Source organism: Amycolatopsis sp. NPDC047767 (assembly GCF_040704195.1).
In the GTDB taxonomy this organism is placed as follows: Bacteria; Actinomycetota; Actinomycetes; order Mycobacteriales; family Pseudonocardiaceae; genus Amycolatopsis.
This window is the reverse complement of sequence record NZ_JBEYSJ010000024.1, coordinates 1-19,653: the sequence shown is the minus strand read 5'-3', so window position 1 is coordinate 19,653 and position 19,653 is coordinate 1. Positions and strand designations below refer to the sequence as shown.

Sequence of the window (19,653 nt, the reverse complement as noted above, 5' to 3'; positions counted from 1 at the left end):
ATCCTGTCCTCAGTCCTTGTTCAACCCACCGAGGAGCAGCTCCCCGAGGGCGGTGAACGCCTCGGCGTCGGACACGTCGGTGCGGCGCCCGAGCACGCCGGTCTGGATGCCCTCGACGATCAGGCCCGTCATCTCGGCGACGAGGCGCGCGTGCACGTCGCGGAACACGCCGTCGGCCACGCCCTTGTCGATGAACGCGCGGATGCGGCGGGCGGCGGCGCGGCTGTTGAGCTGGTAGGTGTCGCGGGCCGGCTCGAACTGCGCGATGTCGGTCATGAACGCGGGCGACGCGCGGTTCAGGTGCTCCGAGACGCCGGCGAGGTACTCCCCGATCAGCTTGCGCGCGTCGTCGATGCCCTCGATGCGGGTCTCGATGCGCTTCGCGGCGCCCCGGAAGAAGTGGGCGACGACCTTGACGGCGAGCTGCTCCTTGCTGGGGGCGAGCGCGTAGAGGGTCGACTTCGAGCAGCGCAGGCGGGCGGCCAGGTCGTCGAGCGTGAAGCCGGCGAAACCCTCCGCGAGGAACAGTGCCTCGAGCTCGGCGAGCAGCGCCTGCTGCCGCGCCGTCGGGCGACGACGGGCTTCGGGTTCGGTCATTTCTGGGCCACCAGCTTTCGTGATCCAGTCACTATCCCCTATTCGTGCGGGACAGCTCCGACCTCTATACGGTACTCTCAAACGGCCCCCAGTACTGTTTTCAGTACTCCTGCCACTGGAGGAGCCATGCCGGCGGAACGTTTGCTGCCCACGCCCGAGGCCGAGGACCTGCTCGCGCTGGTCAGGGAGATCGCGCGCGACGAGCTGAAACCGCGCGCTTCGGCGGCCGAGGAGGCCGAGGAGTTCCCGCGCGACGCGTTCACCCTGCTGGGCAAGTCCGGGCTGCTGGGGCTGCCGTACGCGGAGCGCTGGGGTGGCGCCGACCTGCCGTACGAGGTGTACCTGCAGGCGCTGGAGGAGATCGCCGCCGCGTGGATGACCGTCGGCGTGGGGCTGTCGGTGCACACGATGTCCTGCTACGCGCTGGCCCACTACGGCACCGACGAGCAGCGCGAACAGTGGCTGCCGGACATGCTCGGCGGCTCGCTGCTGGGCGCGTACGCCCTGTCCGAGACCCAGGCCGGCTCCGACGCGGCCGCTTTGTCGACCCGGGCCCGCCGCGACGGCGACGACTACGTGGTCAACGGCACCAAGGCCTGGATCACCCACGCGGGCGCCGCCGACTTCTACACCACCATGGTCCGCACGAGCGACGACGGCGGCCACGGCATCTCGTGCCTGCTCGTCGACGGCGCCACCCCTGGCCTGTCGGCGGCGCCTCGCGAACGCAAGATGGGCCTGACCGGCTCCCCGACGGCCCAGATGATCTTCGACAACGCCCGGGTTTCGTCGTCGCGCTTGATCGGCGACGAGGGGTCGGGCCTGAAGATCGCCCTGTCGTCCCTGAGCTCGGGCCGCCTCGGCATCGCCGCCTGCGCCGTGGGCCTGGCCCAGGCCGCCCTGGACGAGGCCGTCGCCTACGCGAAGGGCCGCACCCAGTTCGGCAAGCCCATCATCGAGTTCCAGGGCCTGGAGTTCCTGCTCGCCGACATGGCCGCCAGCGTCGAATCCGCCCGCGCGACCTACCTCGACGCCGCCCGCCGCCGCGACCGCGGCCTCGACTTCCAGCGCCAGTCGTCCATCGCGAAGCTCGTCGCCACCGACGGCGCCATGAAGGTGACCACCGACGCCGTCCAGGTCCTCGGCGGCGCCGGCTACACGCGCGACTTCCCGGTCGAGCGCTACATGCGGGAGGCGAAGGTCCCCCAGATCTTCGAGGGGACGAACCAGATCCAGCGCGTGGTGATCGCGAGGGCGCTGAAGGCTTCCTAGGCCGCGCTTCGTGGGTACTGCCGGCCGAAGCGGGCAGCACCCACGCGCAGGTCAGCGGGTTTCGCGGTACCGGCGGTCCGCCGCGACGCCTTCGCCCGTGGACTCGTCGTAGTGGTAGACCTCGCGGCCCCGGACGAAGACGCGCAGGGCGCGGTTCATGACGTCCAGCGGGTCGCCGGACCAGAGGACGACGTCGGCGTCCAGGCCGGGGGCCAGGGAGCCGATGCGGTCGTCCAGGCCGAGCATCTCGGCCGGGTGCACGGTGAGCGAGCGCAGCGCCGTCTCGGGGTCCAGGCCGTCCTTCACGGCGAGGGCCGCCTGGTAGACGAGGAAGTTGATCGGCACCACGGGGTGGTCGGTGGTGATGGCGATCTTCACGCCCGCGCGCGCCAGGATGCCGGCCGAGCGCAGGGAGCGGTTGCGCAGCTCGACCTTGGACTTCGTGGTGAACAGGGGGCCCAGGATGACGGGCACGCCGCGCTCGGCGAGCAGGTCGGCGATGAGGTGGCCCTCGGTGCCGTGGTTGATCACGAGCTTGTAGCCGAACTCGTCGGCCAGGCGGATGGCCGTGACCATGTCGTCGGCGCGGTGCACGTGCTGGTCCCAGTACAGCTCGCCGTCGAGGACCTTCGACAGCGTCTCGTTCGTCAGGTCGACCTCGTGCGGCTTGCCTTCGGTGAGGGCGTGCTCGCGTTTGGCCTGGTAGTTGCGGGCCTTCGTGAACGCCTCGCGCAGGATCGCGGCCACGCCCAAGCGGGTCGACGGCGTCTGCTTCTTGTCGCCGTACACGCGCTTCGGGTTCTCGCCCAGGGCGCTCTTCACGCTCACCTGCTCGGCGAACGTCATGTCCAGGATGCTGCGGCCCCACGTCTTCACGCCGATGGTCTGGCCGCCGATCGGGTTGCCCGACCCCGGCTTGATCACCACGCTCGTGACGCCGCCGGCGAGCGCGTCGTCGAAGCCCGGCTCGTACGGGTCGATGCCGTCGACCGCGCGGAAGCGGGCGCCGTTCGGGTCGGTCATCTCGTTGGTGTCGTTGCCGGCCCAGCCTTCACCGTCTTCGTGGACACCGAGGTGCGCGTGCGCGTCGATGAAGCCCGGCAGGACCCAGCTGCCGGACGCGTCGACGAGCTCGGCGTCCTCCGGCACGTCCACGTCGGCGGCGGCGCCGACCTGGACGATCCGGCCGTCTTCGATGAGCACGGTGCCGTCTTCGATGGGAGCCGCACCGACGGGGACGACGTAGCCCCCCACAATCGCCTTAGAAGCCATAGTTTGACACGCTAACGAATTGCCGCGGGTGCTCGCTCGCGGGGTTTCTCCAGGTGGATGAGCTGGTAGTCCGCCTCCGGGCTGCGGTGGGTCTCGCGGTAGCCCAGCTTCGCGTACAGCCGCAGCGGCCCGGCGGAACGTTCGCCGGTGAACAGCCGGAACCGCGTCACCTCCGAGGGGGCCAGCTCCTCCGCCGCGAGCAGCAACGCCGTGCCGAGCCCCTCGCCCTGCCGGTCCGGGACCACGGCCAGCCGCCCGATCTCGCCGACGTCACCGTTCACCCGCACCCGCACCGTCGCGATCAGCCGCGAGCCGGCGCGTACGCCCCACACCGGCAGCGCCGGGTCGGCGAGCGCCGCGCGCACGCTCTCCAACGGCTCCACCAGCGGCGGGAGCGCGAAGTTGTCGTGGGCGCGGGCCTCACTGAGGTACGCGGCGCGCTGCAGCGTGAGCAGCTCACCGGCGTCGGCCTCGGTCAGCAGCTCGGGCGGCCCGCTCACAGGACGCGGATGCCCCAGCTGCCCGACCACGACGTCGCGGGCTCCAGCTCGATCAGGTCGGTGCCGGTGTTGAGCGCGTCGGCCGGGCAGGTCATCGGCTCGAGCGCGACGGCGCGGCCGCGGCCGGTCAGGTCGTCGGGCGTGAACACCTGCACCCAGCGGAAGTCGGGGCCGGTCCAGACCACCAGGCGCTGGTCTTCGTGGGAGAGCACGTGGTGGTGGGTGCCGTCGTCGGCCAGGGAAAGCGAGCCGAACGCCGTGTCGAGGTCGACGCCGGCGAGCACCCGCCCGCCGCGGAAGTCGTACTCCGTGCCCTCGACATCCTGCTCGTCCGCGTACGGCATCTGCTGGTCGCCGACGTACGGGCGCACGCGCGAAGCCGGCAGCGTGAGCGTGAGCTCGTCCGTCGGGACGTCGCCGATGCGGAAGTACGGGTGCGTGCCTACGCCGACTCCGATGGGCTGCTCACCCTCGTTGCGGATCTCGTGCGTGATCGTGAGCTCGCGCGGCTGCAGGTCGTAGGTGATGGTGGCGCGCAACGGCACCGGCCAGCCGGGCTGCACCTCGACGTCGACCGCGAGCGTGATCGACGATTCCGCGTGTTCCAGCAGCTCCCACTCCTTGTGGCGGGTGAGGCCGTGGATCGCGTTGCCGCGCGCGGCTTCCGTGATCTCCAGCTGCTGCTCCTCGCCCTGGAACTCCCACCGGCCGCCCTTCGTGCGGTTCGGCCACGGGAGCAGCACCTGGCCAAGGCCCTTCGGCGGCTTCTCGTCGGCCGCGAACTCCTCGACGTAGGGCACGCCGCCGACCTCGAACGCACGCAGGCCGGCACCGATCTCGGTGACGATGGCGCGCGCGTTGCCGCGGGTGATTTCGAACTGCTCTCCGGTGGGGTTGGCCATGCCGCAGACATTACCGGCGGGCGAGGCTCTGTTGCGCACGGTTAAACTAACTAGACCGGTCGTCTTAGTTTGGGCTACGGTGAGCCGCATGGTCCGCCGCACCGACTCCCGCCGCCGCATGCTCGACTCCGCCGCCGAGCTGTTCCAGGCGCAGGGCTACCACGCCACCGGCCTCACGCAGCTCGTCGCCGCGGGGGGCGCCCCGAAGGGCTCGCTGTACTTCCACTTCCCCGGCGGCAAAGAACAGCTGGCGGCCGAGGCCGTGCGGCTGTCGAGCGAACGGGTGGCCGACGTGCTGACCGCCGTGGTCACCGCCGCGCCGGACCCGGCGTCGGCGATCGACGCGGTGGTCGACGCCCTCGCCGCTTCGCTCACCGAATCCGGCTTCCGCCGTGGGTGTCCACTTGCGACAGTCGCGCTGGAGGCCGCCGCCGAGAGCGAGCCGATCCGCGAGGCCTGCCAGGACGGTTACGCCGGCTGGCACTCACGGCTGGCCGAGTACTTCACCCGCTCCGGCCTGGCGGCGGACCGCGCGTCTTCCCTGGCGACGGTGGTGCTCGCGTCGATCGAGGGCGCGCTGCTGTTCGCCAAGACCCGCCGCGACGTCACGCCCCTGCGTGACATCGCCGCCCACCTGCACACCACCGTCGAGAGGGAGTTCGCCTGATGCGCGTGCACCACCTGAACTGCGGCACCATGACCCCGATCGGTGGCCGGCTCGTCGACGGCCGACCCGGCCTGTTCCGGCACGCCACGCTCGTGTGCCACTGCCTGCTGCTCGAAACCGACACCGGGCTGGCGCTGATCGAGACCGGCATGGGCACCCCCGCCGTCGCCGACCCGCAACGCTGGCTGGGCCGCCGGTTCCTCACCCTGTCGAAGCCCGTGTCGCGCACCGAGGAAACCGCCGTGGCCCAGATCCGCGCCCTCGGCTTCGACCCGGCGGACGTGCGCGACATCGTGCTGACCCACCTCGACCTCGACCACGCCGGCGGTCTCGTCGACTTCCCGCAGGCCCGCGTGCACGTCTACGCGGCCGAACTGGCGGCCTACCACGCGGGCAACCCGCGTTACCGGCGCGTGCAGTTCGCCCACGGTCCACAGTGGACGCCATACGAAGACGCCGGCGACAACTGGTTCGGCTTCTCCGCCGTCCGCGAACTCGACGGCCTGCCCGACGTCGCCCTGATCCCCCTGCACGGCCACACCGCCGGCCACGCCGGCATCGCCGTCCACACGGCCACCGGCTGGCTCCTCAACGCCGGCGACGCCTACTTCTTCCACTCCGAGATCGACGAACCCGCCTCCATCCCCCCGGGCCTGGCGATGTTCGAACGTTTCGTGCAGACACTGCCCGAACAGCGCCGCGCGAACCAGCACCGCCTACGCGAACTGCGGCAGACGACCGACGTGGAGATCTTCGCCGCCCACGACCTCACCGACTTCGAACGCCTCAGCCGGCGGACCCGGGCATGATCGCCGCATTGCTGAACGAGCTCGCCCAGGGCTTGCGCACGCTGGACGAAGGCATGGCCTGGTTCGAATCCCTCGACCAGGATGGCCGCCGCGCCGCATTGACCCGGCCGCAGGAATACTGCGTTCAAGCCCGTGCGGTCTCCGACGACGTGGCGGAGGCCGCCACTCAGGTGGGGCTGAAGCCAGGCAACACCGCGGTTGTGGTCGCCTCAACCGGACGGAGCCCCGAACCGATGGCGGTCCAGCTACGCAAGCTCACCGAGCTGCACCCGCCCGACCAGCAGCGCAGTGCGTTCCGCCTTCTGGTCGGCCTCCTCAGCGTCGCGGACGAGCGCCGTCGACGACACTGCGATGGTTACTGCACCCACTGGTGGCACCACCCGCCTACCCCACACGCTCGGACCGACGGTCCAAACCCCGCTTGACCAGCCAGTTCACGAACCACAGCACCACACCCACGCCCAGCAGGACGGCGCCCACGGTGTAGTCGCTCGCCGGGCGGCCCGACAGCGGGCTCACGAGGTAGAGGCAGAAGATCGCGGCCAGCACGGGGATCGCGGTGGGTGCGCGGAAGTGTTTGTGCGCCACCTTGTCCTTGCGCAGCACGAGCAGGGCGACGTTGACGATGGCGAACACCACGAGCAGCAGCAGCGCCGTGGTGCCGCCGAGTGCGCTGATGTCCACAAAGGACACCAGAAGGATCGCGATGGCGCTGGTGAAGATGATCGACACCCACGGCGTGCGGCGCGTGGGGTGGACGCGGCCGAAGACCGACGGCAGGACGCGCTCGTTGGCCAGGCCGTAGAGCAGGCGGCTGGCCATGAGCATGTTGATCAGCGCCGAGTTGATGACCGCGAACAGGCCGATGGCCGAGAAGACTTCGCGCGGGAAGCCGGGGGCGCCGACGTCGAGCACGGTGAGCAGTGCGCTGCTCTTGGCCGCGGCCAGGTCGTCGGCCGGGACGAGCAGGGAGGACGTGATGGAGACCAGCACGTAGATCGTCGCGGCGACGACCATGCCCCAGAGCATGGCCTTCGGGAAGATACGCACCGGGTCGTGGCATTCCTCGGCCATGTTCACGGAGTCCTCGAAGCCGACCATGGCGAAGAACGCCAGCGAGGTGGCCGACGTGATCGCCACCAGCCACGTCTTGTCGGCCGTGTTGATCTCGACCAGCCGCGACGGTTCGCCGTTGCCGTTGATCACGGCCCACACCCCGACGCCGATGATGATCAGCAGGCCGGACAGTTCGATGCAGGTGAGCACCGCGTTGGCCTTCACCGATTCGCCCACGCCGCGGAAGTTGATCAGTCCCAGCGCGATCACGAACACGATGCCGACCAGCACCATCGGCAGCTTCACGAACGCCGCCAGGTACGTCGCGCCGAACGCGACCGCGGCCGACGACGCCGACGTGATCCCCGAGCACATCACCGCGAACGCGACCATGAACGTCAGGAACGGCACCCCGAACGCCTTGTTCGTGTACAGCGCGGCACCCGCCGCCCGCGGGTACTTGCCGACCAGCTCCAGGTAGCTGAACGCGGTCATGAACGCGACCACGAACGCCAGCAGGAACGGCAGCCACAGCGCCCCGCCGACGCGGCCGGCGACCTGGCCGGTCAGCGCGTAGATCCCCGTACCGATGATGTCGCCGACCACGAAGAACAACAGGAGCTTCGGCCCCATCACGCGCCGGAGACCCGGTCCACCCACCTGCGGACCGTCCGCCCTAACGTCCGTCATGGGCGAATAGTCTGCCTTGTCCGGCTGCCTCGCGAAAGTCAGACGGCGGTGACAGCCGTTTTGACCAGCGGAATCATCATCTGCTGCGTCATCTTCACCGGGCCGGTGTAGTTGACGAGCACGGGCACGCCCTTGACGATCTTGGCCGTGGCGAGCGTCGCGGTCTTCTGCTCGTCGGTGTAGTACACGGCGCCGTTGGGGAAGCCCGGCACGTCGACGGCGCCCGGCTTGGCCTTCTTGATGGCCGCGACCATTTCGGCCGGATCGGCCTGGCGGCCCTCGTAGCGGGTCACGGCCAGCGCGCCGGCCTGCTTGTCGCCGACGAGGTATTCGCAGCTCGTGGCCTTGCCGCCGTTGCTGGCGTTCTCCTGGTTCGGGCCGACCTTCGACGTGACTCCGGGGATCTTGATGGCGTTGCCGACCTCGCTGGCCGAGAGCAGCGAGCACGTCGACCCCGGCGGCGCGGGCTTCGTGGAGGACGGTTTCGGCGGGGCGGCCTGCTGCTCACCCGAGGAGCAGGCGGTGAGCGCGGCGGCGGTGAGCAACAGGGCGACCGGGTAAACACGCATGCCCGGCATGTTAGGCCGTTTGGACTATTCTCCCGCGACCGGTTCGACACCCTTCGCCGCGACCGGCTCCGGCTCGGCCTTTCCCGTGGGCGCGCGGTAGCGCCAGAACGCGGGCAGCACCAGCATCGCCGCGAGCACCAGCACGATCACCAGCAGCCCACCGCCCGTCGCGGCGGCCTCGGTGCCCCACGCGGCGCCGGCCCAGCCGTGCGTGAGGTCGGCCAGCCGCGGACCGCCCGCGACGACGACCGTGAACACGCCCTGGAGGCGGCCGCGCATCTCGTCGGTGGTGGCGGTCTGCAGGATGGCCTGGCGGTAGACGGAGCTGACCATGTCGGCGGCGCCGGCCAGCGCCATGAAGATCACCGCGAGCCACAGTGAGTGCGCGAGCCCGAACGCCGCGACGGCCGCGCCCCACAGGCAGATCGAGACCACGACGGCCACACCCTGGCGCGAAACGCGGTGCAGCCAGCCGGAGAACAGGCCGATCAGCATCGCGCCGGCCGGGAGCGCCGCGTAGAGCAGACCCAGCGCGGGACCACCGCCCGGCGGGTCGCCGAAGGTGCGCTCGGCCATCTCCGGGATCAGCGCGCGCGGCATACCCGCGACCATCGCGATGATGTCCGCGACGAACGACGCCAGCAGCACCTTCTGCGTGGCCAGGTAGCGGAACCCGTCGACCACATCGCCGAACCCCGCCCGCCGCGACGGCCCGTTCAGCGGCGGAATCGACGGCAACCGCCACACGGCGATGAGCGTGATCATCAACGCGCACACGTCGACGAGATACAGCGTCGACAGCCCGATCACGGGAATCAGCGCCCCACCGAACAGCGGCCCGAACACCGCACCGAACGTCGACATCGTCGTGTTCAGCGCATTGGCCGACGGCAGCAGCTCCGGCGGCACCAGCCGCGCGACGACCGCACCACGCGTCGGCATGTTGATCGCGAAGAACGCCTGGTTGGCCGCCAGCAACACCAGCACCAGCGTCACGGAGTGGAAGTCCGCGAAGGCCTGCAGCCACAGCAGCGCCGAGGAGGCCGCCACCCCGACGTTCGTGACCAGCAGCAGCTTCCGCCGGTCGACCGCATCGGCGATCGCCCCGCCCCACAACCCGAACACCAGCAGCGGCACCAACGCGACGGCCCCGGTCAGCCCCACGTACCCGGACGACCCCGTCAGGTCGAACACCTGCTTCGGCACCGCCACAGCCGTCAGCTGCGACCCCACCGCGGTCACCGCCGTCGACACCCACAACCGCCGAAACGCCGGAATCTTCAACGGCCGCGTATCGACCACAATGCGCCCGAGGACTCCACGCGCCCCCCGACGAGGGCGCGACGACCCCGGATCAGAACTCACGACTCACTACCTTAGCCGCGCTAACTAACTCACCGCGGGTGATTTTGATCGCCGCCGCGCCCCAACCACCCGTTTTGTCTTTTTCCCACCACGCAACGGCCGGCCGACAACGCACCCCACAGCGCACCCAGACCCGGCCCTGCACCTCGATCCTCGCGCCCTTCACAGAAACAATCAAAGATCGGGGTGCGCCCCCACCAAGCTCAAACCGCGAGCAAACCGCAAACAGCAACCAGCGGACACGCACTCAGCAGCCACGCCCCCAACCGGACCAGGGATCAGGGAGCCAACCGCTCCACAACCCACCCATCATCCGTCCGCTTGAACCTCAACCGGTCATGCATCCGGTCTTCCCGCCCCTGCCAGAACTCCACGAAATCAGGCCGGATCCGCCACCCACCCCAGTGCGGCGGCGCCGGAATCTCCTCCACGTCCCCGAACCGCCGCTCGATCCCCCGCAACGCGTTCTCCAACGCCCGCCGCCCGTCGACGATCCGCGACTGCGGCGAAGCCCAAGCCCCCAACTGCGAACCCCTCGGCCGCTGCGCCCAATACGCAGCCGTCTCCGCGGAGCCCACCTTCTCCACTTCACCCCGCACCGTCACCTGCCGCTGCAGGGCGTACCAGGGGAACGTCGCCGACGCGTACCGCGTGGCGGTGAGGTCGTGGCTCTTCGCCGAGGTGTAGTTCGTGTAGAACACCACGCCCCGCTCGTCCAGCCCCTTGCACAGGACCGTGCGCGACGACGGGTGACCCTCTTGGTCCGCCGTGGCGAGGACCATCGCGTTGGGTTCGGCGACGCCTTCGGAGATCGCCTGGCCCAGCCAGTTCTGCAGCTGCTCGGTCCAGGTGGCCGCGAGCGCCGTCTCGTCGAACGGGGCGCCGTCGTAGGCCACCCGCATCCCGGGCAGCCGGACCACCGCGTCGGCTACCTCGGTCACCTCGTCGGTCTCCGGCATCATGGGCCCCAACCTCCGTACCCCCTGGTGAGGGTGTCGACTCATCGGTATCCGGAGACGGTATTGGGTCCCCAGCTGCGGCGAAACCCACCGAACGGTGACTCCTGCCACCCTCTGGTGCTCACCGAGCTGTAACCGCAGGACCCCGAACCGTAACCCCCGGGTTACCTCGCGGACCCTGATCGATAAAGGCGCGGCCTAGCGTCTGGCCTCCCCACCGTCTGGAGGCAGGCCCTTGACCGACACCCTGTCCGAAACCGGCGAAGACACCACGAAGCCGCAGCGGACGTACGCCGCTCTCGCCGCCAACGAGAACCGCGAGGACTACTCGCTCCGGTTCGCCGCCCACTCGTTCCGCCGCTGGTCCCCGCTCGTGGTCGCCACCACCGCGCTCGGCGGCATCGCCTACCTCGCCGACTTCGCGATCGGTGCCAGCATCGTGCTCTCCTACGGCTTCACGTCCGGTGTGCTGGCGATCCTCGCGGCGGCCGTCGTGATCTTCGTGACGGGCGTCCCGATCGCGCGTGCCTGCGCGACGTACGGCGTGGACATGGACCTGCTCACCCGCGGAGCGGGCTTCGGCTACTTCGGGTCGACGCTCACGTCGCTGGTCTACGCCAGCTTCACCGTCATCTTCTTCTCGCTCGAAGGCTCGATCATGGGCCAGGCGTTCGAGCTCGCGCTCGGGATTCCGTTGCCGATCGGCTACCTGCTCGCGACGCTGATCGTGCTGCCCTTCGCCCTGTACGGCATGGGCGCGGTCGCGAAGATGCAGACGTGGACGCAGCCGTTGTGGATCGCGGGCCTGGTGCTGCCGTTCGTGGTGGTGCTGGTGCGCGAGCCGGGCCGCTTCGCCGACTTCGCGTCCTTCGGCGGCACCGAAGGCGCGGGCGCCGGTTTCTCGGCCGTCGGGTTCGGCTTCGGCATGGGCGTGGCGCTGTCGTTGATCGGGCAGATTGGCGAGCAGGCCGACTACCTGCGGTTCATGCCGGAGAAGACGGTGGAGAACAAGCGTTCCTGGTGGGCCGCCGTGCTCGCCGCCGGCCCCGGCTGGGTCGTCCTCGGTGCGGCGAAGCAGATCGGCGGCGCGCTGCTCGCGTTCCTCGCGCTCGGCGCGGTGGGCAAGGCGGCCGCACTCGAGCCGATCGCGCCGTACCTGGCGGCGGTGAAACCCGCGCTCGGGCCGGTGGCGCTGACGTTCGCGGCGCTGTTCGTGGTCGTGTCGCAGATCAAGATCAACACCACCAACGCCTACTCGGGCTCGCTGTCGTTCGCCAACTTCTTCTCGCGCGTGCTGCACAAGCACCCCGGCCGCGCCTGGTACGTGCTGGTCAACTGCGGGATCGCGCTGGCGCTCATGGAGTTCGGCGCGTTCGCGTTCCTCAACAAGATCCTGGGCTTCTACTCGAACGTCGCCATCGCGTGGATCGGCGCGGTGTGCGCGGACCTGGTGATCGCGAAACCGCTGGGCCTCTCGCCGCGCTACATCGAGTTCAAGCGCGCGTACCTGCACAAGGTCAACCCCGTGGGCTTCGGTTCGATGCTCGTCGCCTCGGCCGCGTCGATCGTGGCCTACTTCGGCGCGTTCGGTCCGGTGCTCGCGGCCTTCAGCCCGCTGCTGGCGCTGGTGATCGCCGTGGTGCTGGTGCCGACGCTGGCCTTGGCGACGAAGGGGAAGTACTACCTGGCGCGGCCCAACACCGTGTCCGGCCCCGGCGTCGAGGCCGACCTGCGCGCCACGCACACGTGCTCGGTGTGCGGCGACGCCTACGAGCTGCCCGACATCGCCGACTGCGCCAAGCAGGACGGGGCGATCTGCTCGCTGTGCTGCACGCTCGACAGCACCTGCCACGACCTGTGCCGCACCGCGGGCCCGGTCGACCTGCCGCTGCCCACTCCCAGGCCGGCCTGAACCACGCGGTGACCGAGGACGTCAGGACCGGGTGATCGCCGCCAGCATCAGGCCGCGCAGCTCGGCCCCGACGTCCTCCACCGGCAACGGCGGCTCGTGCGCCTGCCATTCGCGCAGCAAGCCCGTGGCGGCACCGACAAGCGCGATCGCGGTGAGCCGGTAGTCGCGGTCCGGCGCCACGCCGGCTTCGGCCGCGCGGCGCGCCTCCGTCTCGATGAACGTGGCCCAGCGGTCCACCCACACCTGGTGCTGCTCCTCGAGCTCCGGGCTCACGCCCACGGCCTCGACGTAGTTCAGCCGCGGCATGCGCGGGTCGATGGTCACCGTGGCGACGAAGACGTCGAGCAGCTTCGCGATGCGCGTCATCGCGTCGGCGTCCTTGACCTCCTCCAGCGCGGCCGAGACGTGCGTGAGCGCGAGCGAGTTGATCCGGTCGTGCAGCGTCCGCAGCACCTCTTCCTTGCTGCCGAACTCCTCGTAGAAGTTCCGGGTGGACACCCCGGCACGAGTACACAACTGGGTGATCTTCGCCTGCCGGAAGCCCGTCGAGGTGAACAGCTCCAGTGCGGCCGTCAGCAGCCGCTCCCGGCGCTCGGCGCGTCTCTGCTCCGGCGGGACGCCACCGTAGGTACGGGCCACCGGCCCTCCTTCCCGCCGCGCGCCGCCCAGGGCGGCACCGGCGTCCATCTTGTGAAAATCCCAATTACCGATCAAACGGACGCGGGAGCGCTCGAAAATTGATTCCGGTAATCGCGGTGGCCACTCCGTCGAGCACTCACCAAACATGGCCCACGCGCACGGTCCGATGGCCTTTCACACCGTCGAACCCGCGGCGATCACGGTATCGAGCAGCGGAACACCGGCTCGCGCAGGCCCCATCACAGGCGATCACCGAACGCTAAGTCGTTGCCACGCCTGGGAATCGTCCCTGCACCTCGCGCTTGAACGCTGTTCTGCCCGGATGCGTCACGGCGGCACGCGCCGATCCGCGGTCCGGCGTGCGCGACACCGCGCGGCCCTCGCCGCGCGTTCGGTACCGACGTGGACTGGCAGGGCTTCCCCTCGCTGGAACACCGTTTCGGCGTTCCCGGTCGACGTGCGCTGGCTGGGCACGAAGTTTTAGCAGCCCCAGCGGTTCAAGGCAACAACCCCAAGGCAACCACGGCGTCTTCGGCCAGCGCCGTGGTGAGCGTGACCCCGGCGGCCGGCGAGGTGCGCGCCCACCAGTCGCCCGAAGCCGTGGGGCGCGCGGGAAAACCCACGTCGAGGTCCGTCGCGAGCACTCGTTTGCCCGCCAGCACGGCCAGTCCGGCGTCCAGTGCGGGGTCGCCGATCGTCTGTGTCTGGCGCAGCAGGGGAACTCCGCCGCGCAGCACGTGCGTGGACGTGGTGAGCCGGCCGGGCCGTTCGCCCGCGCGACCCAGTACCAGGACTTCCCGGGTGTGGAAACGGGAATTTTCCCCCAGCCTCGCACGCAGCACGGCCACGTGGTCCGCGCGGGCGGTGACGACCGTCGGCTCGGGCAGGTAGGCCAGCGAACCGCCGTCGGCCACCTCGATGTCCACAGTGGACGAACTGCCGCCACCGGAGGGCCCCGGCAACGCGAGCGTCGCCGCCACCCCGGACAGCCGCAGCGCTGCACCGGGCCCGACGCGGACGTCGAGGAGCAGCTCGTCGCCACCCAGCGGCGCGGTGGCGGAGCTGACGAGGTGCACCACGGCTTCGGCCCCGGTGCGCCGGCGCGGGAACAACGTCAGCGGCGCCATCGAGCGCAGCTCACGCAGCACCGTCCGGCCGTCCTCGAAGCACGCGACCACCCGCGCGTGGGCCTTCACCCCGCGCGCACCGGCAGCACCGACCGCACCCACTTCGCGACATCAGGCGCGTCCGGCGTATCCACGAGCGACTGCGCGATGACCGGCAGCTCGCCACGCATGCGGTGCGCGTCGGACGTCATCACGCCGAGGTCCGCGCCGACGAGGTGGGCGATGTCGATCTTGTTGATCACCAGCAGGTCGGCCGTCGTCACGCCGGGGCCGCCCTTGCGCGGCACCTTGTCGCCGCCCGCGACGTCGACCACGAACACCTGGCTGTCGGCGAGGCCCCGGCTGAACACCGCGGTGAGGTTGTCGCCGCCGCTTTCGATGATGACCAGGTCCAGACCGGGGAACCGCTCCTCGAGCTGCTCGACGGCGTCGAGGTTGGCGGTGATGTCGTCGCGGATCGCCGTGTGCGGGCAGGCGCCGGTCTGCACCGCCTCGATGCGCTCGGGCGCGAGCACGCCGGCCTTGCGCAGGAAGTCGGCGTCTTCGGTGGTGTAGATGTCGTTGGTGACCACGGCGAGGTTCAGCTCACCGCCGAGCGCGCGGCACAGGGCCGCGGTGAGCGCCGTCTTCCCACTGCCGACGGGACCGCCGATGCCGATGCGGTAGGCGCGCCCGGCCGTCGGGGCCGGCTCGTGGTGGTCGGGTTCGGTTTCCGTGGGGTCGAAGCTGATCGCGTGAAAGTGACCGTGGCCGTGGCCGTGTTCATGGCCGTGTTCAGCTGGCAAAGAGACGCACCTCTTCCTCGTGGTGCCGGGCGTGGGCCTCGGCGAACAGGTCCAGCGCCGGTGAGCCCGGCGCGGGCAGGTCCGCCGGGTCCAGCCCGGCGACGTCGGCGGCGGCCCCGGCCACGACGCGCACCTCGGCGCCGAGCCGGGCCACCACGGCGTTGACGGCGAACGGGTCGAGCCCCAGCAGCCGCACGGCCGCGCTCGCGGGCCCGCTCACAGCCAGGTAGGCCACGGCCGCCGCGGCCTCGGCCGGCTCGCCGCCGGCGATGCCCACCAGCGCGCCGCAGACGATCGGGTGGTGCGGCCGCGGCGTCTCGGCCAGCAGCGCGGTCAGCACCGGCGACGGCCACGCGACCGCCCCGGCCCGCGCGGTGCCCCGGCCTTGGGCGCGCGACGCCACGCGTTGGGCCGGCGAGGGCGTGCGCGCGTCGAGTTCCTCGTCGAGCCGCCGCCAGTGTCCACTATGGACGCGACGGCCGGCGGCATGAGCCGAGGCCGCGGCGAACGCGGCCGACAGCGCGCCGGCCGTGCGCAGGCGGCTGAGCAGGAAGCCGGGCAGGTCGGCCTCGGTCGTCACGAGCCGGCGGCTCACGGCCTCTTCCAGGCCGCCGGAGTGCACGTGGCCGCCCCCGGGGAAGCGGGAGTCGGCGAGGATCAGCGCGGCGAGGTCCATCAGAACAAGAAGTACCGCTGGGCCATCGGCAGCTCCGTCACCGGCATCGGCTCGATGAGCTCACCGTCCACGCGCACCGCGAAGCTGTCGGGCTCCACGCGCACGTCCGGGGTCGCGTCGTTCAGCACCATGTCCGCCTTGGTCCGCGCCCGCGTGTTCGCGACGGCGACCAGCGGCCGGTTGATACCGAACGTCTCCGCCAGCCCCGATTCGAGGGCCTCCGGAGCCACGAAGTGCAGGCTCGACGCGGCGGCCACCCGCGGCGCGGCGCCGAACATCGGCCGGGCCAGCACCGGCTGCGGCGTCGGGATCGACGCGTTCGCGTCCCCCATCGCCGCCCACGCGGGGAAGCCGCCCTTGAGCACCACGTGCGGTCGCACGCCGAAGAACTTCGGTTCCCACAGCACGAGGTCCGCGAGCTTGCCGACCTCCACCGAGCCGATCTCGGCGTCCATGCCGTGGGCGATGGCGGGGTTGATCGTGTACTTGGCGACATAACGACGCGCGCGCAAGTTGTCGGCCGCGCCGTCGCCGGGCAGGGCGCCGCGGCGGCGTTTCATCACGTGCGCGGTCTGCCAGGTGCGGATGATCACCTCGCCGATGCGGCCCATGGCCTGCGAGTCGGAGCTCATCATCGAGATGGCGCCGAGGTCGTGCAGCACGTCCTCGGCGGCAATGGTGCTCGGCCGGATCCGGCTCTCGGCGAAGGCCAGATCCTCGGGCACCGACGGATTGAGGTGGTGGCAGACCACCAGCATGTCGAGGTGCTCGTCGAGCGTGTTGACGGTGTGCGGACGCGTCGGATTGGTCGAGGACGGCAGGATGTGCGGCAGCCCGACGACCTGGATGATGTCCGGCGCGTGGCCACCGCCGGCGCCCTCGGTGTGGTACGCGTTGATCGAGCGGCCGCGGATCGCCTCCACAGTGGACTCGAGGAAGCCGGCCTCGTTGAGCGTGTCGGTGTGGATGGCCACCTGCACGCCGGACTCGTCGGCCACGGTGAGGCATGCGTCGATGGCGGCCGGCGTGGTGCCCCAGTCCTCGTGGAGCTTGAACCCGCCGGCTCCGGCGGCCAGCTGCTCGCGCAGGGCCTCGTGCCGCACGGTGTTCCCCTTGCCCAGCAGCAGGACGTTGACCGGGTAACCGTCCATTGCGGACAGCATGCGGCCGAGGTTCCACGCGCCGGGCGTGACGGTGGTGGCCTTGGTGCCCTCGTTCGGCCCGGTGCCGCCGCCGACGAGCGTGGTCAGGCCCGCGGCGAGCGCGGTGTCCACGAGCTGGGGGCAGACGAAGTGCACGTGGCAGTCGATGCCGCCCGCGGTGAGGATCTTCCCGTTGCCCGACAGGACTTCCGTGGCCGGGCCGATCACGAGCGCCGGGTCGACGCCGTCCATCGTGTCGGGGTTGCCGGCCTTGCCGATGCCGACGATCCGCCCGTCGCGCACGCCGACGTCGGCCTTCACCACACCCCAGTGGTCGAGGATCACGACACCGGTGATGACCAGGTCGGGGGCGCCTTCCGCACGCGTGGCCATACCCTGGCCCATCGACTCGCGGATGACCTTGCCGCCGCCGAAGAGCACCTCGTCGCCGGAACCCGACGGGCCCATCGACCGGTCTTCGGTCACCTCGATGAGCAGGTCCGTGTCGGCCAGCCGGATCCGATCACCGGTGGTGGGGCCGAACAATTCCGCATAACGCTCACGATCGATCTGCGGCATTCTCAGAACTCTCCGGCGTATTCGGTGCGCAACCCCGGCACACGCCGGTTTCCTCGCAGCGGAACAAGATCGACTTCACGCTCGACACCCGGCTCGAACCGCACCGACGTCCCCGCCGGCACATCGAGCCGGCGCCCGCGCGCGGCCTCGCGGTCGAACTCCAGACCCGGGTTCGCCGCCGCGAAGTGGTAGTGCGAACCGACCTGCACGGGCCGGTCGCCGAGGTTGCGCACGCGCAACCGCACCCGCTCCCGCCCGGGGTTCAGCTCCACGGGCTCGTCGCCGGGGATGATCTCGCCTGGCCGCACTCGGTTCTCCTAGACGATCGGGTCGTGCACGGTGACGAGTTTCGTCCCGTCCGGGAAAGTGGCCTCCACCTGCACGGAGTCGACCATTTCAGGCACTCCGGAGAGCACCTGCGCACGCGAGAGCACGCTGCGGCCGCTCGCTGCGAGCTCGCTCACGGAAAGCCCGTCACGCGCGCCTTCGAGCACGTGGTCGGTGATCAGCGCGACGGCCTCGGGGTAGTTGAGCAGCACGCCGCGCTCGAGACGGCGGCGCGCGACGTCGGCGGCGACGTGGACCAGCAGCTTGTCGCGTTCCTGCGGGCTCAGGTGCATGCGACAGGTTGTATCACCGGGCCCGCCGCGTCGCCGGGTTCGGAAACACAGGATTTACCTCCGGTACACCGCGCGTCCCCGGGCACGGTCACAGCCCGTTGCCGAAGAACTTGCCGCGACACGCCTTCCTGGACTGAATCGTTCTCGGAATCGTGACCGAAACCACCACATCTTTCATTGCCCACGGCTCGGCGGAGGAGCAAGGTTTGTCCAAACGTGCGATGAGGCGCGCCGAGGTTGCGTGTATCCCGTCAGCGCGAGTGGTCAGACAAAAGCCGGGGAAATGCGCATCGAAAGGTTCGCGAAGTGACTACCTCCACCATCAAGCAGCCGAACTCCGACCAAGCCGACGACGGCTTCCGCCCCGGCCTCGAAGGCGTGGTGGCGTTCCGCACCGAAATCGCCGAACCCGACCGGGACGGCGGCGCGCTGCGGTACCGCGGTGTCGACATCGAGGACCTCGCCGGCAAGGTGAGCTTCGGGGACGTGTGGGGCCTGCTCGTCGACGGCCGCTTCGGCAACGGGCTCCCGCCCGCCGAGCCGTTCCCGCTTCCGGTGCACACGGGCGACGTACGCGTGGACGTGCAGGCGGCGCTGCCGATGCTCGCGCCGATCTGGGGTTACGAACCGCTGCTCGACATCACCGACGAGCAGGCCCGCGACCAGCTCGCGCGCGCCTCGGTGATGGCGCTGTCCTACATCGCGCAGTCGGCGCGCGGCATTTCGCAGCCGGCCGTGCCGGAGTCGAAGGTCGACGAGGCCTCGACCATCACCGAACGCTTCATGGTGCGCTGGCGCGGCGAGCCGGACCCGGCCCACGTGAAGGCGCTCGACGCCTACTGGGTCTCCGCCGCCGAGCACGGCCTGAACGCGTCGACCTTCACCGCGCGTGTGATCGCGTCGACGGGTGCCGACGTTGCCGCCGCGCTCTCGGGCGCCATCGGCGCGATGTCGGGCCCGCTGCACGGTGGCGCGCCGGCGCGCGTGCTGCCGATGATCGAAGAGGTCGAGCGGACCGGTGACGCCGCCGGGCTGGTCAAGGGCATCCTCGACCGCAAGGAGCGCCTGATGGGCTTCGGCCACCGGGTCTACCGCGCGGAGGACCCGCGTGCCCGGGTGCTGCGCCGCACCTGCCAGGAGCTGGGCTCCGAGCGCTACGAGGTCGCCGCGGCGCTGGAGCAGGCCGCGCTGACCGAGCTGCGCGAGCGCCGCCCGGACCACCCGATCGAGACCAACGTGGAGTTCTGGGCCGCCGTGATCCTGGACTTCGCGCAGGTGCCGCCGAACATGATGCCCGCGATGTTCTCCTCCGCGCGCACCGCCGGCTGGGCGGCGCACATCCTGGAGCAGAAGCAGACCGGCCGCCTCGTGCGCCCGTCGGCGAAGTACGTGGGCCCGGAGCCCCGCAAGCCCGAGGACGTCGAGGGCTGGGAAACCGTCACCAAGCACTGACCGAAGCACCCCAATGTGGCGTTGGGTGCGCCCAGCGCACCCAATGTGGCGTTGGGTGCGCTG

Annotated in this window: 21 protein-coding genes; 6 read left to right on the top strand and 15 right to left on the bottom strand. The window is 70.5% G+C overall.

Features of this window, described 5'->3' with window-relative positions:
* Positions 1-9: 9 nt before the first annotated feature.
* Positions 10-597: a TetR/AcrR family transcriptional regulator gene (locus tag AB0878_RS33665; protein WP_366584244.1), complete on the bottom strand. Its 588-nt coding sequence runs from the start codon at positions 595-597 to the stop codon at positions 10-12.
* 126 nt (positions 598-723) lie between these two features.
* Between AB0878_RS33665 and AB0878_RS33660 the strand changes: the two genes are divergently transcribed.
* A complete protein-coding gene (locus tag AB0878_RS33660; protein ID WP_366584243.1) occupies positions 724-1,869 on the top strand; it encodes an acyl-CoA dehydrogenase family protein in 1,146 nt (381 codons plus the stop codon).
* 51 nt (positions 1,870-1,920) lie between these two features.
* On the opposite strand, the gene AB0878_RS33655 is transcribed toward AB0878_RS33660, so the two are convergent.
* From AB0878_RS33655 to AB0878_RS33645, 3 genes are read right to left on the bottom strand one after another with little or no spacing between them, the layout of a single operon-like run.
* A complete protein-coding gene (locus AB0878_RS33655; RefSeq protein WP_366584242.1) occupies positions 1,921-3,141 on the bottom strand; it encodes an amidohydrolase in 1,221 nt (406 codons plus the stop codon).
* A gap of 11 nt (positions 3,142-3,152) precedes the next feature.
* Positions 3,153-3,641 (bottom strand): GNAT family N-acetyltransferase, encoded by a 489-nt coding sequence (locus tag AB0878_RS33650; RefSeq protein WP_366584241.1) that lies wholly within the window; start codon positions 3,639-3,641, stop codon positions 3,153-3,155.
* Positions 3,638-4,543: an aldose 1-epimerase family protein gene (locus tag AB0878_RS33645; protein WP_366584240.1), complete on the bottom strand. Its 906-nt coding sequence runs from the start codon at positions 4,541-4,543 to the stop codon at positions 3,638-3,640. Before AB0878_RS33645 ends, AB0878_RS33650 begins: the two co-directional genes overlap by 4 nt.
* Positions 4,544-4,631: 88 nt before the next feature.
* Here AB0878_RS33645 and AB0878_RS33640 point away from each other — a divergent pair, with 88 nt between their 5' ends.
* Genes AB0878_RS33640 through AB0878_RS33630 form a run of 3 tightly spaced genes read left to right on the top strand, consistent with a single transcriptional unit; the run spans position 4,632 to position 6,444 of the window.
* Positions 4,632-5,210 carry a TetR family transcriptional regulator gene (locus AB0878_RS33640; RefSeq protein WP_366584239.1) on the top strand — a complete coding sequence of 193 codons (579 nt, stop codon included), beginning with the start codon at positions 4,632-4,634 and terminating at the stop codon, positions 5,208-5,210.
* Positions 5,210-6,019 carry an MBL fold metallo-hydrolase gene (locus AB0878_RS33635; protein ID WP_366584238.1) on the top strand — a complete coding sequence of 270 codons (810 nt, stop codon included), beginning with the start codon at positions 5,210-5,212 and terminating at the stop codon, positions 6,017-6,019. Before AB0878_RS33640 ends, AB0878_RS33635 begins: the two co-directional genes overlap by 1 nt.
* Complete coding sequence (locus AB0878_RS33630; protein WP_366584237.1) at positions 6,016-6,444, top strand: DUF5958 family protein; 429 nt, start codon at positions 6,016-6,018, stop codon at positions 6,442-6,444. The genes AB0878_RS33635 and AB0878_RS33630 overlap by 4 nt, the downstream gene beginning before the upstream one ends.
* Here AB0878_RS33630 and AB0878_RS33625 read toward each other — a convergent pair.
* From AB0878_RS33625 to pdxH, 4 genes are all read right to left on the bottom strand, one after another.
* Positions 6,404-7,765 carry an APC family permease gene (locus tag AB0878_RS33625; RefSeq protein ID WP_366584236.1) on the bottom strand — a complete coding sequence of 454 codons (1,362 nt, stop codon included), beginning with the start codon at positions 7,763-7,765 and terminating at the stop codon, positions 6,404-6,406. The genes AB0878_RS33630 and AB0878_RS33625 overlap by 41 nt on opposite strands.
* Positions 7,766-7,803: 38 nt before the next feature.
* On the bottom strand, positions 7,804-8,334 hold the full coding sequence (locus AB0878_RS33620) for a hypothetical protein (RefSeq protein ID WP_366584235.1): 531 nt from the start codon (positions 8,332-8,334) through the stop codon (positions 7,804-7,806).
* Positions 8,335-8,358: 24 nt separating this feature from the next.
* On the bottom strand, positions 8,359-9,699 hold the full coding sequence (locus AB0878_RS33615; protein ID WP_366584234.1) for an MFS transporter: 1,341 nt from the start codon (positions 9,697-9,699) through the stop codon (positions 8,359-8,361).
* Positions 9,700-9,977: 278 nt separating this feature from the next.
* Positions 9,978-10,661: a pyridoxamine 5'-phosphate oxidase gene (gene pdxH, locus AB0878_RS33610; RefSeq protein ID WP_366584233.1), complete on the bottom strand. Its 684-nt coding sequence runs from the start codon at positions 10,659-10,661 to the stop codon at positions 9,978-9,980.
* A 232-nt stretch (positions 10,662-10,893) separates the two neighbouring features.
* Between pdxH and AB0878_RS33605 the strand changes: the two genes are divergently transcribed.
* Entirely contained in the window at positions 10,894-12,570 is a 1,677-nt protein-coding gene (locus AB0878_RS33605; RefSeq protein WP_366584232.1) for a hypothetical protein, read from the top strand.
* Positions 12,571-12,591: 21 nt separating this feature from the next.
* On the opposite strand, the gene AB0878_RS33600 is transcribed toward AB0878_RS33605, so the two are convergent.
* From AB0878_RS33600 to AB0878_RS33570, 7 genes are all read right to left on the bottom strand, one after another.
* Positions 12,592-13,209, bottom strand: coding sequence for a TetR/AcrR family transcriptional regulator (locus tag AB0878_RS33600; protein ID WP_366584231.1), 618 nt, complete (start codon positions 13,207-13,209; stop codon positions 12,592-12,594).
* Between the two features lie 497 nt (positions 13,210-13,706).
* Complete coding sequence (locus AB0878_RS33595; RefSeq protein WP_366584351.1) at positions 13,707-14,405, bottom strand: urease accessory protein UreD; 699 nt, start codon at positions 14,403-14,405, stop codon at positions 13,707-13,709.
* The gene (ureG, locus tag AB0878_RS33590) at positions 14,402-15,121 is read right to left on the bottom strand and encodes an urease accessory protein UreG (RefSeq protein WP_366584230.1); all 720 of its coding nucleotides are present in this window, start codon (positions 15,119-15,121) and stop codon (positions 14,402-14,404) included. The genes AB0878_RS33595 and ureG overlap by 4 nt, the downstream gene beginning before the upstream one ends.
* The gene (locus tag AB0878_RS33585; protein WP_366584229.1) at positions 15,111-15,797 is read right to left on the bottom strand and encodes an urease accessory UreF family protein; all 687 of its coding nucleotides are present in this window, start codon (positions 15,795-15,797) and stop codon (positions 15,111-15,113) included. The genes ureG and AB0878_RS33585 overlap by 11 nt, the downstream gene beginning before the upstream one ends.
* Positions 15,797-17,518 carry an urease subunit alpha gene (locus AB0878_RS33580; RefSeq protein ID WP_366584228.1) on the bottom strand — a complete coding sequence of 574 codons (1,722 nt, stop codon included), beginning with the start codon at positions 17,516-17,518 and terminating at the stop codon, positions 15,797-15,799. The genes AB0878_RS33585 and AB0878_RS33580 overlap by 1 nt, the downstream gene beginning before the upstream one ends.
* Before the next feature lie 2 nt (positions 17,519-17,520).
* Positions 17,521-17,826, bottom strand: coding sequence for an urease subunit beta (locus AB0878_RS33575; RefSeq protein WP_366584227.1), 306 nt, complete (start codon positions 17,824-17,826; stop codon positions 17,521-17,523).
* A 9-nt stretch (positions 17,827-17,835) separates the two neighbouring features.
* Positions 17,836-18,138: an urease subunit gamma gene (locus AB0878_RS33570; protein WP_360593630.1), complete on the bottom strand. Its 303-nt coding sequence runs from the start codon at positions 18,136-18,138 to the stop codon at positions 17,836-17,838.
* Positions 18,139-18,444: 306 nt separating this feature from the next.
* Between AB0878_RS33570 and AB0878_RS33565 the strand changes: the two genes are divergently transcribed.
* On the top strand, positions 18,445-19,590 hold the full coding sequence (locus AB0878_RS33565) for a citrate synthase 2 (protein ID WP_366584226.1): 1,146 nt from the start codon (positions 18,445-18,447) through the stop codon (positions 19,588-19,590).
* Positions 19,591-19,653: the final 63 nt, after the last annotated feature.